General features: G+C 48.5%; 17 protein-coding genes. 5 read left to right on the top strand and 12 right to left on the bottom strand.

Going from position 1 to position 15,910, the window contains the following annotated elements; genetic code table 11:
* Positions 1-181 precede the first annotated feature (181 nt).
* The 5 genes from HMPREF3090_RS04335 to HMPREF3090_RS04315 form a co-directional block, all read right to left on the bottom strand.
* Positions 182-1,120: an AEC family transporter gene (locus HMPREF3090_RS04335; RefSeq protein ID WP_067973134.1), complete on the bottom strand. Its 939-nt coding sequence runs from the start codon at positions 1,118-1,120 to the stop codon at positions 182-184.
* A gap of 458 nt (positions 1,121-1,578) precedes the next feature.
* Positions 1,579-2,577 carry a ribose-phosphate diphosphokinase gene (locus tag HMPREF3090_RS04330; RefSeq protein ID WP_067973136.1) on the bottom strand — a complete coding sequence of 333 codons (999 nt, stop codon included), beginning with the start codon at positions 2,575-2,577 and terminating at the stop codon, positions 1,579-1,581.
* Positions 2,578-2,648: 71 nt separating this feature from the next.
* Entirely contained in the window at positions 2,649-4,031 is a 1,383-nt protein-coding gene (gene glmU, locus HMPREF3090_RS04325; protein WP_067973142.1) for a bifunctional UDP-N-acetylglucosamine diphosphorylase/glucosamine-1-phosphate N-acetyltransferase GlmU, read from the bottom strand.
* A 13-nt stretch (positions 4,032-4,044) separates the two neighbouring features.
* On the bottom strand, positions 4,045-5,286 hold the full coding sequence (locus HMPREF3090_RS04320) for a DEAD/DEAH box helicase (protein WP_067973148.1): 1,242 nt from the start codon (positions 5,284-5,286) through the stop codon (positions 4,045-4,047).
* A 15-nt stretch (positions 5,287-5,301) separates the two neighbouring features.
* Positions 5,302-6,459 carry a metallophosphoesterase gene (locus HMPREF3090_RS04315; RefSeq protein WP_067973151.1) on the bottom strand — a complete coding sequence of 386 codons (1,158 nt, stop codon included), beginning with the start codon at positions 6,457-6,459 and terminating at the stop codon, positions 5,302-5,304.
* 219 nt (positions 6,460-6,678) lie between these two features.
* On the opposite strand from HMPREF3090_RS04315, the gene uvrC reads away from it, so the two are divergent.
* The gene (gene uvrC, locus HMPREF3090_RS04310) at positions 6,679-8,508 is read left to right on the top strand and encodes an excinuclease ABC subunit UvrC (protein ID WP_070486038.1); all 1,830 of its coding nucleotides are present in this window, start codon (positions 6,679-6,681) and stop codon (positions 8,506-8,508) included.
* Positions 8,509-8,608: 100 nt separating this feature from the next.
* Here uvrC and HMPREF3090_RS04305 read toward each other — a convergent pair whose 3' ends face one another.
* The 4 genes from HMPREF3090_RS04305 to HMPREF3090_RS04290 all read right to left on the bottom strand — a co-directional run bounded on the left by HMPREF3090_RS04305 (position 8,609) and on the right by HMPREF3090_RS04290 (position 11,688).
* A complete protein-coding gene (locus HMPREF3090_RS04305; protein ID WP_143485090.1) occupies positions 8,609-10,009 on the bottom strand; it encodes a hypothetical protein in 1,401 nt (466 codons plus the stop codon).
* Positions 10,010-10,075: 66 nt separating this feature from the next.
* Entirely contained in the window at positions 10,076-10,879 is an 804-nt protein-coding gene (locus tag HMPREF3090_RS04300; RefSeq protein WP_067973158.1) for a hypothetical protein, read from the bottom strand.
* The gene (locus HMPREF3090_RS04295; protein WP_067973163.1) at positions 10,866-11,174 is read right to left on the bottom strand and encodes a barstar family protein; all 309 of its coding nucleotides are present in this window, start codon (positions 11,172-11,174) and stop codon (positions 10,866-10,868) included. The genes HMPREF3090_RS04300 and HMPREF3090_RS04295 overlap by 14 nt, the downstream gene beginning before the upstream one ends.
* Before the next feature lies 1 nt (position 11,175).
* Positions 11,176-11,688, bottom strand: coding sequence for a ribonuclease domain-containing protein (locus HMPREF3090_RS04290; protein ID WP_070486036.1), 513 nt, complete (start codon positions 11,686-11,688; stop codon positions 11,176-11,178).
* A 156-nt stretch (positions 11,689-11,844) separates the two neighbouring features.
* On the opposite strand from HMPREF3090_RS04290, the gene HMPREF3090_RS04285 reads away from it, so the two are divergent.
* Entirely contained in the window at positions 11,845-12,219 is a 375-nt protein-coding gene (locus HMPREF3090_RS04285; protein ID WP_067973168.1) for a RidA family protein, read from the top strand.
* A gap of 192 nt (positions 12,220-12,411) precedes the next feature.
* Here HMPREF3090_RS04285 and HMPREF3090_RS04280 read toward each other — a convergent pair whose 3' ends face one another.
* Positions 12,412-12,996, bottom strand: coding sequence for a hypothetical protein (locus tag HMPREF3090_RS04280; protein ID WP_070486034.1), 585 nt, complete (start codon positions 12,994-12,996; stop codon positions 12,412-12,414).
* 103 nt (positions 12,997-13,099) lie between these two features.
* Positions 13,100-13,453 (bottom strand): DUF6568 family protein, encoded by a 354-nt coding sequence (locus tag HMPREF3090_RS04275; protein ID WP_067973172.1) that lies wholly within the window; start codon positions 13,451-13,453, stop codon positions 13,100-13,102.
* A 137-nt stretch (positions 13,454-13,590) separates the two neighbouring features.
* Between HMPREF3090_RS04275 and HMPREF3090_RS04270 the strand changes: the two genes are divergently transcribed.
* Genes HMPREF3090_RS04270 through HMPREF3090_RS09575 form a run of 3 tightly spaced genes read left to right on the top strand, consistent with a single transcriptional unit; the run spans position 13,591 to position 15,382 of the window.
* A complete protein-coding gene (locus HMPREF3090_RS04270; RefSeq protein WP_067973173.1) occupies positions 13,591-14,550 on the top strand; it encodes a glycosyltransferase family 2 protein in 960 nt (319 codons plus the stop codon).
* Between the two features lie 25 nt (positions 14,551-14,575).
* Entirely contained in the window at positions 14,576-14,818 is a 243-nt protein-coding gene (locus tag HMPREF3090_RS09580; RefSeq protein ID WP_168140255.1) for a metallophosphoesterase, read from the top strand.
* 39 nt (positions 14,819-14,857) lie between these two features.
* On the top strand, positions 14,858-15,382 hold the full coding sequence (locus HMPREF3090_RS09575) for a metallophosphoesterase family protein (protein WP_067973180.1): 525 nt from the start codon (positions 14,858-14,860) through the stop codon (positions 15,380-15,382).
* A 76-nt stretch (positions 15,383-15,458) separates the two neighbouring features.
* Here HMPREF3090_RS09575 and HMPREF3090_RS04260 read toward each other — a convergent pair whose 3' ends face one another.
* A complete protein-coding gene (locus tag HMPREF3090_RS04260; RefSeq protein ID WP_067973183.1) occupies positions 15,459-15,746 on the bottom strand; it encodes a YkvA family protein in 288 nt (95 codons plus the stop codon).
* Positions 15,747-15,910: the final 164 nt, after the last annotated feature.

The raw sequence follows: 15,910 nt of genomic DNA, 5'->3' as shown, positions 1-15,910 counted from the left end.
GATCAAATTCAAAGCTCCACTACTGCTCACAAGTAGACGGTATGAACATTATACTTTAATTGGGAGCCACCAGCACTGAATCGTACGAAATCTCAAGGAAAGCCGTTTGCCTAGTGGGCAAGCATTAGAGGCAAGCGGCTTTTTTGAGTTCAAATATATTGCTTAGCGGTCAGTCCGATTTTTAGAAGAGAGCTAGGCTCTTCAAAAGCCAGATCCAAAAAACCAGGGTAAACATGGCAAAGCAAGTGGTGAAGACGACAATCTGATTGGCCAAGTCCTCATCGCCCCCTGCCATCACGGCTTGGGCATAGGAAGAAACGGCGGTCGGTCCAGCAGTCGCAATCAGGACACTGATAATATTGTCATCACGAAGGCCGAAGATGACAGCCAAGCTTAGAGCAATGGCAGGATTCACCAGGAGCTTATTGATTACCGTAAAGTAGAGCGACCAATCGGCATCTTTAATCTTATCAAATTTAAAGAGACCGCCCATCACGGTGAGGGCCAGGGGCGAGGTCATGGCACTCAGGTTATCAAAGGCTACTTCTACGGACTGGGGCAAGCGCAAACCGAGGGCAGCTACCACAATCCCCGAAGCCGTAGCGATCACCATGGGATTGCTGATGATTTTGTGCATCAAATCCTTGAAGGAGAAGTCTTCATCCGTATAAATAGACAGAGCAATTACCGACAGGATATTATTCACCGGCACAATAATCGCTAGGGCAATGCTGACCATGCCCAAGTTTTCTTTACCGAGCAAGGCTGTCCCCAGAGGTAAGCCAAAAAGAATGGCGTTCGAACGAATGGATCCTTGGAGCATTACTCCTCGTCGGTCATTACGTTTCTGAAAAATAGGAATAATCAGGGCATAGACAATAAAAATAGCAATCGCATAGATAATCACAAAGGCCAGGGTCCGGGGATTAAAGTTCTTATCCAGATCCATGTGATAGACATTGTTAAATAAGTTCAAGGGCAGGAAAAAGGCAAAGAGCGCCTTATTCATCTCGCTAAGGGACTTGCGGGACATCCAACCAATGCGGTGGATCAGCTGTCCGATCAAGATATAGAGCAGGACAGGCATTACCGCATTGAAGCCAATCATAAAATTCGTCATTCATCCATTCCTCACTTTCTGATAGAAGTATTCAAGCATAAATCCCTCCTGCCGTCAACCGTTCGAGCAAGAGACTGGCTCAGCCTTTTGACTCTCCTGGTCCGAAGCTCCAGATAAAGCTGAATGAGATGATCGCCTATGCTAAAAAATTAAACACTAAAAAAGACTGGAAAGCTCATCCCAGTCTTAATTTTTAAGCCTCTCTACTTTTTAGTCTTAATGACTAGTCATCAAAAAAATTATAGCGATTAGTTCCGAGCAGGAGTAGAGCTTTGAAGTTGACCCTTAGCCATGAACAAGCAAGCGATGTGAATTACGTCTAGTAGGCGATAGCCGTACTAGACGTTTGAAGCTCGCTAGGTGAGGGACCTTGGCCCGACCCGGTGCCATGGCTCTTTAAGGGGCAAATTCAAAAGTGAAACGAATGCTCATCAACACAATTTGCTAAATTTTTTCTTCTAGTCCTCGTTATGGCCATTATCCATGCCCTTGAATTCTTCAACAAATAAAGGACTTACCGAACGCTTGTCGTGGATACGGAGGATAGCTTCTGCAATCAGTTCAGAAACGGTCACTTGCTTGATCTTATCGATCCGTTTTTCTTCTGGCAGGTAGATGGAGTCTGTGACGACAACTTCTGAGATGTTGGAGTTAGCCAGACGTTCAACTGCTGGGCCTGAAAGAACAGGGTGGGTACAGCAAACCGCTACCGAAATAGCGCCTGCTTCGCCCAAGGCTTTAGCCGCTGCCGTAATTGTCCCTGCAGTATCGATCATATCGTCAATGATCAGGGCGTGCTTGCCTTCAACATTACCGACAATATTCATCACTTCTGCCACGTTGGCTTTAGGCCGACGTTTGTCAATAATAGCAATTGGTGCCTTCAAGAACTCCGCCAATTTACGTGCCCGGGTCACCCCACCGTGGTCTGGTGAAACAACTACAACATCTTCCAAACTATAGTCTGGGTTTTCGATGAAATAGTTAGCCAGGAGAGGAGAGCCAAGCAGGTGGTCCACTGGAATATCGAAGAAACCTTGGATTTGGGCAGCGTGCAAGTCAAGGGCTACCACTCGGTCAGCACCAGTCTTTTCAATCATGTTTGAAACAAGCTTAGCTGTGATGGGTTCACGCGGTTTGGCTTTACGGTCTTGACGGGCATAGCCGAAGTAAGGAATCACAACTGTAATCGTCGCCGCACTCGCCCGGCGGCAGGCATCAATCATAATTAAGAGTTCCATGAGGTGGTCGTTAACAGGTTCTGATGTTGATTGCACAATATAAACATCATCCCCACGAATTGATTCATCGATACTGATATAGATTTCGCCGTCGCTAAAGTGAGTAACAGAACATTCCCCTAGTTCACTATCCATAGCTTTAGCGATCTTTTCAGCTAATTCTGGGTTCGAATTGAGAGAAAACACCTTAAGATTATTCGGCTTATGTTGAGACATTTCCTGATATTCCTCCTACTATTGGTCATTTAAAATTTGCTACACACATATCTTAACATATTTTTTACAAACTAGTGATTCTTTTTGCCAATTGCCAGCTTATCCCAATAGTTTTCTTTATTAGACTGCCGAGCCCGGGCAATGGCTAAGCTCTTTTCAGGCACATCATCGGTAATAGTGGACCCTGCTGCTAGGAAGGCATTGGCAGCAACTTGAACGGGGGCTACGATATTCACATTGGAACCAATAAAGCTATGGTCACCGACCACCGACCGGGCCTTATTGACTCCATCATAGTTACAGAAAATAACACCACAGCTGACATTAATATCCGCTCCCAGGTCAGCATCGCCAATATAGGTCAAGTGACCAACCTTGGTCCCTTGGCCGATAGTCGCGTTCTTCACTTCAACATAGTTACCAATGTGGACATGGCTAGCCAGCTTAGCCTTGGGGCGCAGGTGGGCATGGGGGCCAATATCTGATTTGGAGCCCACTTCAGCTTCTTCAATTTCTGAAGATCGGATCTTAACCCCATCACCGATCTGGCTATCACGAATGCAGGTCTGGCTACCGATGACACAATCGTGACCAATGCTGGTCTGGCCCTTGAGCTGGACATTGGCTTCAATCAGGGTATCGCTAGCTATCGATACCCCTGCTTCAATATAGACCGTGGTCGGATCGACGAAGCTGACCCCTTGGCGCATGAATTGTTCATTTTGCCGCTTAAAGAAGAGACGGTTAGCTTCCGCCAAAGCCAGGCGGTCATTAACACCTAGAGCCTCTGACATATCGGAAATCTGGTAGGCAGCAATATGCTGGCCCCGGTCCTTGAGCAATTCGAGAACATCTGGCAAGTAATACTCACCCTGGGCATTGTCATTGTTGACCTCATGGAGCATCTTGAAGAGCCATTGGTTGTCGAAAACATAGGTCCCTGTGTTAATTTCTTGGACCTGGCGTTCTTCCTCTGTGGCATCCTTCTCTTCGACACTGCGGTCTACCGCCCCATCAGCTCGGCGGATAATTCGTCCATAGCCATAAGGATTATCGGCATGGGCTGTGAGGATCGTTGCCTTAGCGCCTTCCGCTTCATGGTAGTCAACTAGCGCTTCAAAGGTTTCAGCGCGGATTAAAGGGGTGTCCCCGGCTACGACCAAGGTAAGGCCTTCCTTATCAGCTAATAGGGATTCTGCCTGCATGACCGCATGAGCCGTTCCCAATTGTTCTTCTTGTAAGCAGTAGAGGGACCGGTCACCGAGGCGTTCCTTCACCTGGTCTGCCCCATGACCAACCACGGTAATCTTCTCATCAAAGCCTGCCTGGCTGATATTATCCACCACATGTTCTACCATGGACTTACCAGCGACCGGGTGCAAGACCTTGTAGAGCTTGGACTTCATCCGTGTTCCCTTACCTGCTGCTAGGATAATTGCAAATTTCTTTCCCATAGTTCCCTCCAGTTTACTTCTTCTGGCGACGTGCGCCCTTGTTCTTCTGTTGGCGCTTGCGCTTTTTATTTTTGTTTTTTGATTTCTGTGTTTGCGATTGGCCCCGCTTTGACTTGCTTGTCCCTTGGTCGCGGTGGACAGGGGCTTCTTTGCTGACTTGCCCCTGGCTGAGAAAGACTTCTTCCAGCTTAGCTTGGTCGGGGACCTGCTTCTTAAGCTCGCGTAAGCTGCGATCAGTCACAAAGCTTAGCACACTCCCCTCAGCTCCCATCCGGCCAGTCCGTCCGCTGCGATGGGTATAAGTGGCCCGGTCTTCTGCCTGGTCATACTGAATCACATAGGGCAAATCTGGAATATCCATCCCCCGTGCCGCCACATCCGTGGTTAAAAGATAGACATAGCGCCCCTGGCGGAAGCCTTGCAGGGCATTTTGCCGGTCCTGGCTGGTCATCTCACTATGGAGAACAGCCACCGGCACCTGGCGATAGGTCAACTTCTCCTTGAGCCGGTCAAGTTCGGCAATACTCCGGACAAAAACCAAGGCCTGCATCCCCTCCACCTGGGCCAAGCGTCGCAGGGCATCATCCCGCTTACGGCTAGATACTTGCAAGTAGAGGTGTTGGCGCTTAGCCGTCAATGCTTGGGAAGCCTGGCTGCAATCGAGGAAGAAAACCTCTTCGCGCAAGCCTTCGAACTGGGCCCAAGCTTCCGCATTAGCCGTTGCTGAAAAGGCAGCCAGACTTACCGATTGTTGGACCCGGTCGATGAAGGCTTGGGTTGTTGCCGCTTGCTCCTGGCTAAAGAGGCGGTCGCACTCATCCAAGACCAGGCGGTTCACTTGGTGGAGCTTGAGCTTGCGGCTCTGAGCCAATTCATTTAAGCGGCCAGCCGTCCCAATCACCAGCTCTGGTTTTCTTTTTAATTTTTCAATTTGACGTTTAATATTTGCCCCGCCAACTAAGGACTGGACTTTGATGCCCTTGGCCTTGGCCCAATGCCTAGCCACGTCCGCAATCTGAGCGGCCAGGTCCTGAGAAGGGGCAAGAATCACAGCTTGCACTTGCCCATTGGCCTCAAGTTTTTCTAATAGCGGTAAGAGATAGGCCAGGGTTTTGCCCGTCCCAGTAGGAGAAACCATATAAAAATTTTCTCCCGCAAGCATGGGCTCCCAGGCTGCCTTTTGCACCTCAGTGGGCGCTTGGAAGCCGGCTGCTTCCACTAAGTCACGGACTTCTTCTGATAAATTATTCCACACAGGTCTTGCTCCTCGCTAATTGTCTTCTTCAAGGTCTGGCAGGGGCCGGATCGGACTAGCAGGATGGCTGGGATCGACTGCTAAGGGCAGGTCCTCAGCCCCTACTTTCTCTTCCGGTAAAGGCTCTAACAGATAGTCTCCACCCTGGTCCTGGATGAGGACATGGTCAGGCTGGCTGTAGTGTTGACTAGGCCGGTCATCATAAACCATAATCCCTTCGTTTAAGTTTTCCTGTCTATCTGGGCCAGGCTGGCTATATTCTGACTGGTCCGTCTCCTCCCCTAGATCGCAGGCCCAATCCTTGAGCTGGTCCTCGCGTGAGGCCGTCAATTGGACACGGACCAATTCAGGCCGGTTATTCACCCGGACGCCCAGACTGGCCCGGCCAATCCCCCGCGAAATCAAGAGAGACTTGTAAGGGTTACCGGGCAGGCGGAAGATACCCTCCGTATACTTAGGCAGGTAGCCCTGGCTTGGTGCATAGAGACCACCCAGCGGTCCTAAATGGATGCTGCCCCCAGTAGCCAAGCCTGAGAGGACCAGGTCTGGTGACTTGCTGAGGTCTTCATGGTAACGCAGGAAAGCTTCCGGATGGCTGGCCAACAAAATCTTAACCTGCTGGGTCTGCTTAGGCGTCAGGTCCACATGGCGTAAGGCGTCTCCTTTGAGGAAAGAGCGGTTGCCCTTCTCCATAAGGCCCATGATGGTAATAGCCTGGCCTTTATAGGTCAAGTCGACGGCTTGGTCGTGCAAGAATTGGACGCCATATTCGCGGAAGAGCCGCTCCATTTGCGGTGCCTGGGGATGTTTTAATTCGTTAGGGCCATAAACCGCAAAGGTCGGTGCAAGGGTCGTCAGTTCACGGGCAAAAGCCGCTAGCTCGCTCAGGTTAAGGCTCCCTTCCTGGTTGAGAATATTCCCCGTGAGCGCAATCATATCCACCTGGCTAGCCTTGGTCTGCTTCAAGAGATCTTTTAGGTCCACCCGGTGCTTGGGGAAGTTCAAATCAGACAAGACGGCAATGGAAAAACCATCTAAGGCACCCCCATAACGCGGACTCTCTAAGAGATAATCTTGGCGTTTTAAGCGGTAATTTTGGACATATGTATAGAGCGCGAGAGCCGCTAAGCAGCCCCCCCGCCAGAGTATTTTTTTAAAATGGGATTGAGTCATAGGAAAGCCTCCTCATTCTGTTGCCCCTGGTCGGTCTTACTGGGGTCTTTCTTAATCATTTACTCCTATTTTATCATAATGTACCGGGCTTTGAGAAATTTTGACCGAGTCCAAAGAAAATTTAAAGGATAAGGACTTAAGGGGCAATTCTTTATCGCTTTCCTACTCTGCGTGTTATAATAAAGAATTGAATTCAAGAAGCTAGAAAGGAGCCTTTTTATGGCGAGCGAATTAATTGAAAATAAATTAAAATTACTGCCTAACGATCCCGGCTGCTATATTATGCGGGACCGCAATAACCATATTATTTATATTGGCAAGGCAAAAAATCTTAAAAACCGGGTTCGCTCCTATTTCAAGAGCTCTCATACCGGAAAGACGGCCCAATTAGTCAGTGAAATCCACGATTTCGAAATCATCATCACGACGACCGATAAGGAAAGCCTGCTCTTAGAGATCAACCTGATCCAAAAGTACCAGCCTCACTATAATATCAAACTCAAGCAAGGCACCATGTACCCTTATCTCAAGATCACCAATGAAAAAGACCCCCAATTAATCATCAGTTCAGTAGTTGAAAATGACGGTGGGCACTACTTCGGCCCCTACCCTAACGTTAATGCTGCCAATGCCACCCGCGACCTCCTGCAGAAGACCTATCCTTTGCGTCGCTGTGGCAAAAACGAAAAGCGGGCCTGCTTCTACTACCACCTGGGCCAGTGCATCGGTTGTTGTGACCACCCTGTCAGTAAAGAAACTTATGACAAGCAAATCCGAAATATCACCCGCTTCCTCAACGGCAATGTCAAAAAAATCAAAAACGACTTGAAAAAGAAGATGGCCCAGGCAGCGGAAAATATGCACTACGAGCGGGCCGCGGACTACCGGGACCAAATCTACTATATCGAGCAAACCGTCGAACCGCAGAATGTCATGAGTAAGCAATACAACAACCGAGACGTCTTCGCCTTCTACATGGATAAGGGCTGGATCAGCATCCAAACCTTCATGCTCCGCCAGTTCTCCATTATTAAGCGGGACTCGGCTCTTTTTCCCTGCTACACGGAACCGGAAGAGGAGCTCACCTCCTATATTGTCCAATTCTACCAAGATAAGAACCACACCCTGCCCAAAGAAATCCTGGTGCCAAAAGGCCTGGATAATAACTTATTGGAAGAGACCCTAGGCATCTCCGTTGCCACACCCCAGCGCGGGGACAAGCGCAAGATGCTCGACTTGGCCAGGTCCAATGCCGAACTGGCCCACCAACAAAAATTCCGCCTCCTAGCCATGAATGAACAAAAGACCACGGGAGCAGTAGAAGAACTCAGCCAAGCCCTCAAGCTGCCCTACTTGCGGGTTATTGAAAGCTTCGACCATTCCAACCACCAAGGAGCAGACAATGTGTCGGGGATGGTCTGCTATGAAGATGGCAAGCCCAACAAGAAGAAATACCGGAAGTACCGGATCAAAAGCTTCGAAGGCGCTGACGAATATGCTTCCAGCCAGGAGGTCATCCGCCGCCGCTATTCGCGCTTGCTCAAGGAAGGCCAGCCCCTACCCAATATTATTCTCATGGACGGTGGGATTATTGAAGTCAATGCCGCCCGCGATGTCCTGGATAATGAGCTCGGCTTAGAGGACCTGCCCGTAGCTGGCATGGTTAAGGACGATAAACACCGGACGGCCCACCTGATCTATGGCCAGCCCCCTGAAATTGTGGACTTGGACCCCAAGTCCCAAGCCTTCCACCTGATCCAACGCATCCAAACCGAGGTCGACCGCTATGCCAAGAGCTTCCACCTCAATGTCCATAGCAAGAACTCCTTTACCTCACGCCTAGATGCCATTAAAGGGGTTGGGCCCAAGACACGGACCAAGGTCATGCGCCATTTCAAGACGCTAAAGAATATTCGCGCCGCCAGCCCAGAAGACATCCAGGAACTCTCCATCCCCGCCCAAGTCGCCCTGGAAATCCACAAAGCCGCCTGGGAAGGCCAGCCGGATAATCCTTACCAAAAGGAAGCAAAGGCTCAAAAATCCGAATAAAAACAAAAAGCCCCCGCCCACTGCATCTCCTAAGATTGGCAGTTGGGCGGAGGCTTTTTATTTTTGAATGAGCTACTGACGAATCCTTAGACTCGCTTGCCTAGTCCTTGGACGATTGATCATCCGACTGGTCCACATAGAGGGTCGGATTATCACGCAATTGGGTCTTCTCGTCATAGGTCAAGTCATCTTCAGGATCAAAGATAGCCTGGGCCTCTTCATCCTCCCCGCGAATATCATCGGAGAAAGATTGGTCCATGTGGTCAAAGAGTTCCGGATCATGTTGGGGATCCACCACTTGGGTCGTCTCAGGCAGGTCCTCTTCTACGCTAGGATCTGCATCTGACCTTGACTCTGCTTCGGTAAAGACTGCTGCAGCCCCCGCACGTTCACTTGGACTCAGGTCTTCCTCGCTTGCTTCGTCCCCCTTCAGCTCATCTGGAACAGCGAAGGCCATGGTTTCTTCAGGCACTTGGGGACGGTCCTCTTGTTGGTAAATCTCCGTCTCGCTGCCTTGCCCCCAAGTTGTGAGGTTCAATTCAGGGAAAGCCTCATTCAATTCCAAGCGGTATTGCTTAATATAGTTCCGGTAGAAAACGGCTGTTGCGGTGAAGGCACGGAGGCCAAAGACCACATAAACAACCACCAAGATAAAGGCAATCACCCCTGCCAGGAGACCAAAGAGACCCGCATCGAGATTGAAGAGCAAGCTCGTTGCCATCAGCACGAGGCCAAAGAGAAAGGCCAAGAGATAGGGAACCACCATATAGAAGAAGTGGATACGGAAGAGTTTGAACTTATTCCCCCGCATCATCTGCCGGCTAATCCCCAAGAGAGCTGAGGCTGAGGCCGTTTCACTATCATAGGGCAGGAAGGGGGTAAAAGCAAAGCCATAGATAAAGACTAAATAAATCAAAGTCAGAACCAGCCATAGAGCGAAGCTAATCCCTGCTAAGATCAAGAGGCGCGTGTCCCCTGCCAGAAGTCCCTGGGTCAATTCTTGACCTGCTGCCAGATCGGGCATTTGGGCAGTCAGGCTCCAAGCTTGATTAGGTAAGAGATTATAGCTGGTCAAGCCAAAGAGAACGCCTGACACCAAGCTCAGCAAGAGACTAACCAAGGCTAAAAGCAGTTCAAAGAAAATATAGGTAAGCACATTCCGTCCTGGCCGCCGTCTAAAGGGACGGAAGATCGTCTTAATCTGGTAGCGGCCGGTATCCACCATATCCAAGAAAGACCAGGGGAAGCCGAACACCATCATTTGAATAATGACATATAAATAAATTAAAACAAAAACAAGGCCCACAAGTCCTAGAATCCATCCCGCCACTTCTTGCTGGCTCAGATAAATCAGGCCTGTTGTCCCGAGAATCCCCATGGCACTGAGAATAATCACAGCTAAGACAAAGGCTAGGATAATTCGCCAGCTGTTGCCTCTCTGGGCGTAGCCAGCCTGCTCGCGAATATCACGGTTCGCGACACTCAATTTGTATTTCATCATCTTCTCCTCCATTCACTAGGCATCTTGTTTCCTATTATACCGCATCTCGCGCCCTCTTGTAAAAAATTAAAGGGCCGCTTCTTCGCGCGCCAGCTGCAAGACTAAAGCCGCGGCCGTGTCCCGCTCCCAGGCAAAGCGGCCATTCTGCAAATGATAATCAATATTTTGCCGGCTAGTTTGGGCGATTCGAGCGATAGATGCTGCATAACCCTTCTTAAAGAAGCCAGTCACATAATAGTGTGACCGGTCCAGTTCTTCATGGATATCCCGGTAGCGAACAGCCTTAGGAGCAGAAAGGTCGAGGATCTGGTAAGCCGCTAGTTTCTCATCCTGGACTAGGTACTTACTCTTGGCTTGCCAGATGCGCTGGATCCCCCGCACCAAATGTTTTTCTTCCTGCATATCCTCTGCCAGGTAGAGGGGATAGTGGAGTTCATATAGCAAGGTCAACAAAGCCTGGATCTCCGACTGATTGGCCTTGAGGTCTGCCCAGTGGAGAAGCTGGGTATTGACGATGGCATCTTCCAAGAAATCCGCATTATAGAGGACCGTCGACGAAGCAAAACGCTGGCTCTGTTCTAGGACCGTTTCGGCATAGGCCCGTGCGCGCTCCTGGTCCAAGGACAGGTCTTCTGTCACACTCGCCAGGCCGATCCCCCCATCCACACGCAGGGGAAAAAGCAGCTGGTTGAAAATCCGGTAGGCCAAGAAGGCAGCGGCAGAATGTTTAAATATCAAGTCTCCCGACGGTGGGCTCATAAGCAAGCCTGGTTTAAACCATTCGCGGACAAAAGCTTGGGCCGTGAGCCAGAGCGGATCATTGATAGACAAATCCCCGCAAGCTAATTGTAAGACACTAATGCTTGGCATCATCGTTCTCCTCCCAAGTTAAGTCCAAGGCCCAGTCTCTCGCAGCTTCAACCAATACCCGCCGCCAACGCTTAGCCCAGCGCCCTTCCCGAGCTTGGAGGTCAGCATAATGGCTGACAACAATTGGTTGGCCAGGAGGCAGCTGGCTCAAGACATCATACAAGGCATCGAGATTATAGGAGGCTTGGGTCGGTCTCCCAGCCAAAATCTGCTCATAAAGATAGGCATAAGCCTCAGCTGATTTCGCTAAGTGTCGGCAGTCAATCTGGATTGGATCATGTACTTGGTCTTGCACCCTAATTCGCCTCCTTTAATGCTTTAAAGCTATCATAGTGGTCCTTGGTGTAGTAGATTTTATCCCCATCTTCAGAATAAACCAGGCGCTCTGGCCCCCGCGGTCCACCCTGGTAATTGACATCGGCTTCCCGGTAAGCCTCATCTTCCGGCAGCTGTCCCTCGTAATTACCAAAACGATCGCCGCCAATCGATTTATGGTCGGTCACTTCCCAAAGATTACCCTCTTCAGGAATCCAGCCAGCCGCCTTGGCCTCAGCCTTGCTGATATAATTCTTAGGCAGGTCACCGAATTGATCGATATAGGCCGCCACCTCTTCTGGACTTGAGTAGGCCTCGCCTTCAACGACGGCTGGAGAAGACTGAGAAGTAGCGCTTGATTGGCTAGTAGCCGGCTCATCCGGCCCCGTCTCTAGACCTCCTTGACCCAAATCTTGACCCGTCCACAGCGCTAGGCCTAGGACAAGCAAGGGGAGCAAGCTTTGCAGTAGTTTATTATTCTTTAATCCCTTCATCCTTATCCTCCATCCTTTTACCCTTATTATAACTGATTTTAGGAAAGGGGTCATGGTTTGGCCTGATTCACTGCCAGCTAAAACTAGCTATTCCTCATTTTTCTGCTATAATAAAGCTAGTTGAAACGCTTTATTTTTTGAAAGGAGTTTTCTCATATGAAAAAAGTCATTGAAACTAAGCAAGCCCCAGCTGCTATCGGTCCTTATTCCCAAGCTGTAGAGATTAATAATAGCCTCTATGTCTCTGGGCAAATTCCTGTCGACCCAAGCACTGGTGAAATTGCTGAAGATATTGAAAGCCAAGCCAAACAATCCATGACCAACTTGAAAGCTATTATTGAAGAAGCCGGCTACCAAGTGAGCGATATCGTTCGCTGCACCATCTTCTTAACGGATTTGGCTAATTTCCAAGCGGTCAATGAGATCTATGGCTCTTTCCTAGAGGAACCTTTCCCATCAAGAAGCTGTGTCCAAGTCGCCGCCCTACCAAAAGGCGTTCAAATCGAAGTCGACGCCATCGCAGTAAAATAATCAGGGTGTGAGAGGATGCGGGAGAAATAGACCTCTGGAGCCAAAAGCCAGAGAAGGCTATAAGTCTTCGACGGATTTTGGTGAAGAAGAGCTATTTCTGCTAGCCTGAACCCAACTAAAACGTGAAGGAACAAAGAAAAAAGGCGGAAGCAATACTTGCTCCCGCCTTTTTATTATCAACTTAATTCAACTTTACTTGCCGAAGTGTTCTTGCAGGTAACGGTAAGAGTAACCGGGGTCTGAACCTAACTCTTCAGCTGCTGCGACTGATTCAAGGATTTGTTCATCAGTGTAACCATCTAAGGCATGCGCATCTAATCCCATCACATCAATGATAATTTGACGTGCTTGAACTGGATCTGTAATAGTTACAGGGGTCTTTGATGCTGGTTCCTTGGTTGTTGTTTCAGCTTGGCTAGCTTGAGGGGCTTCTGCTTGGTCAGCAAGAGCTTGTTTACTTGATGCTGATTTAGCTTGAGCCTTGTCAGTTTCTTCTTGGGGTGAATTATCTTCGACAACACGTGCTGATTTTTTTGTACGGCTTGTTTGCGTCGCTTCTTTATCTCCTCCTTGGTCTTCGGAAACCACTTTAGCTTCTTTTTGACCTTCTGGAGCAGATTTACTGTCAGCTTCAGCTGACTTACCATTGTCTTCTTTGGCTGGTTGGAATAAGCCGACACTGGCTTCTTTGGCCTCAGTTGGCAAGTAATTCCATGTGAGACTCCCCACACCTAATGTTGCCACAACGGCTAAGGCTGCATATACTTTCTTTTTCATTTTATTTCTCCCACCCTTCATTGCTAGTCTTATTATAGTCACAATAACGGCTGATAACAAGTTTTAGTCGGTATTTCAGAGTAATTTTAAGATAATTTAATTTTTAAGACTCTAAATAGCCTTCAATACTCTCTTGGCTATCCGAGGAATCTGCACGGAAATTATAGATCTGCCCCTGCCCTAATTTGACCAGGCTAGGAACCGTATAAACTTCCCCACGTTCGCGCAAGTTCCTGAGGGCTGGATCTAGGCCATTAGAAGAGTCCACATAGTAAACAGCCTGTCCCGTCCTTTCCATAGCAGCCGTCAACTTAGGCACAAAACGCCGGCAAAAACCGCAAGTGGGCCGCCCTAAGAAAACATAATAGCTTTGATCGCTATGAATAGCATCGAGGGCTTGTCCCGCTTGCCACTCCTCCGCTCGATCTACAAAATCTTGAAATGTATAGTCTGTCATCGAATCACCCTCTCAAGGCTATCTTAGCGAAAGCTAAAGCTTAAAGCAAATAGATTGTTTTAGGAGAATTTAAGGGTTAGATAAGGAAAGTATAGTATAATGATATTATGAATTTCCATCGATACAAGGAGGATTTTATGGAAACTATTTCACTTATTGTTCCTTGTTTTAACGAAGAAGAAGCAATTAATCTTTTTTATCAAGCGGTTGAAGACGTCCGTCCCCAATTTCCAAACTATATTGAACTAGAATATGTCTTTGTTGATGACGGTTCTTCCGACCATACCCGGGATATCCTTGCTGACCTAGCCCGCCAGGATCAACGGGTCCACTACCTATCTTTTTCACGCAACTTCGGCAAGGAAGCGGGTATCTATGCGGGCCTCCAACACGCCAAGGGAGACTATGTTGCTATTATGGATGTTGACCTCCAAGATCCCCCCGAGCTCCTCCCTGAAATGTACACTATTATCCAAGACCAAGCTTATGATTGTGTAGGAACGCGCCGGGTAAGTCGCGAGGGGGAGCCCCCTATCCGTTCTTTCTTTGCCAACCTTTACTACCGACTTATGCAACACATCTCCAAGACTGAAATTGTCAGTGGAGCTAGAGACTTTCGTTTGATGACCCGGCAGATGGTCAATGCCATTCTTGAAATGACCGAATATAATCGCTTTTCCAAGGGGATTTTTGCTTGGGTAGGCTTTAAGACCAAGTATCTAGAATATGAAAATATCGAACGCAGTGCGGGCCAGACGAGTTGGAGTTTTTGGAGCCTCTTTACCTATTCCATTGATGGGATTGTCGCCTTCTCCGAAGTACCGCTCGATATTATTTCTATCCTAGGCTTTTTCTCCTTTCTAGCTGCTATCCTGCTGGCGATCTTCTTTGCCGGACGAACCCTGATCTTTGGTAATCCCACATCCGGCTGGACCTCTTTAAGCGTGATTATCCTGGCTATGGGTGGTCTCCAATTGCTCTGCCTGGGTGTGGTCGGCAAGTATGTGGGCAAGACCTTCCTAGAAGTCAAACACCGGCCCCAATACATCATTAAGGAAACGGACCAAGACCTGGCCCCTATCCCCGATGAACGCTAAGATGACAAGCTGCCGCTTAGCCTTTGTGTCTGACCTTCATATCGACCATAGCCAGACCTGGTCAAGTCAAGACTATTTAGAGGCTTGCCAAGCATTAATTACCCAAGACCACATCGATTACTTCATCATTGGAGGCGACATCAGCAATAACTGGCAAACAAGCCTCGCCTTTGTTGAAGAACTCCAAACCTCCTCACCAGCAGCTATTTACTTTATCCCCGGCAACCATGATTACTGGCAACGCCAAGCTCCCAAAACAGACCCTTAGGCAATCCACCAACTATTTCGCCAGCATCCCCAGTGCCTCATGGGTAAAGCCCTGCAGCCCTTAGCCAATTGGCGGATCATTGGCCACCCTGCCTGGTACAACCATGCTGTCCATGATGAGCGTTTTAGTCCTGAACAAATCGAAAGAGGGCGCTTCAAGTTAGCGACCTGGCAAGATAAGAAATTTATCGACTGGGACATGACCGACCGCGAAGTATCGCAAGCCTTTAGCCAAGAAATCTGGACCGACTTCCAGCAGGCGCCAAGTCCTAACTACATCTTTGTCAGTCATATCCTAACCATCCCTGAATTCACAGTACCTATGCCCCATCCAGCTTTCGACTTTTTCAACGCCTTTCTAGCAACGGATGATCTCAACAGCCTCTACCAGAATTTTCCTATCCGTTACAGCATCATGGGCCATGTCCATATCCGCTACCAAATTTACAAAAATGGCACGCATTTTATTGCGAATTCACTAGGCTATCCCAAAGAATGGCGAACAGACCAGCTCGACCAAGAACTCCGATCAGCTTGTTTTATCCTTGATCTGGACGAAAGATAAAAATTCCTCCTCTCGACTTTTTAAGTAAGCCGGGAGGAGGAATTTTTATTTGTTTATGTTAGCAAGCAAACTTCGCCTAGGCCTCAACCTTTTCTGCTTCCTTTATTTCAGGTTTAGAGTCGTTGACTTCATCATTTTTAGACAGTAAAGACATTGCTAGAGTCGTTAAGACAGATACAATCACCGCATCATCGGCAAAGCCAATCGGTCCAAAGATGTCTGGTAACAGATCTGTTGGAATGACCGCATAAGCGATAGCGATGCCCATAATAACTTTGATGTGGGTAGGGGTTTCTTTTTTAAAGAGGGCACGTACGAACTGTGCCAGGGTTGTTTTGGAATTAGTTAATGCATTCTTTTTCATTCCATCATCCTCCTATACACCCTTATTATAGGAGGAGTCTTCGCCCAAGACATCCTACCTTAGACGGATTCTACAATTTCCAATCTGGAATACAAAAAAGCGACCCAAAAGGATCGCTTTTTCATTTGCACGGCAGCGTCCTAGTCTCACAGGGGGCAACCCCC

The sequence above is a fragment of the Aerococcus sp. HMSC23C02 genome (assembly GCF_001806805.1).
GTDB classification, from domain to species: Bacteria; Bacillota; Bacilli; order Lactobacillales; family Aerococcaceae; genus Aerococcus; species Aerococcus sanguinicola.
Note: the sequence above shows the minus strand (reverse complement) of the source record. Positions and strands in the feature narration are given on the sequence as shown.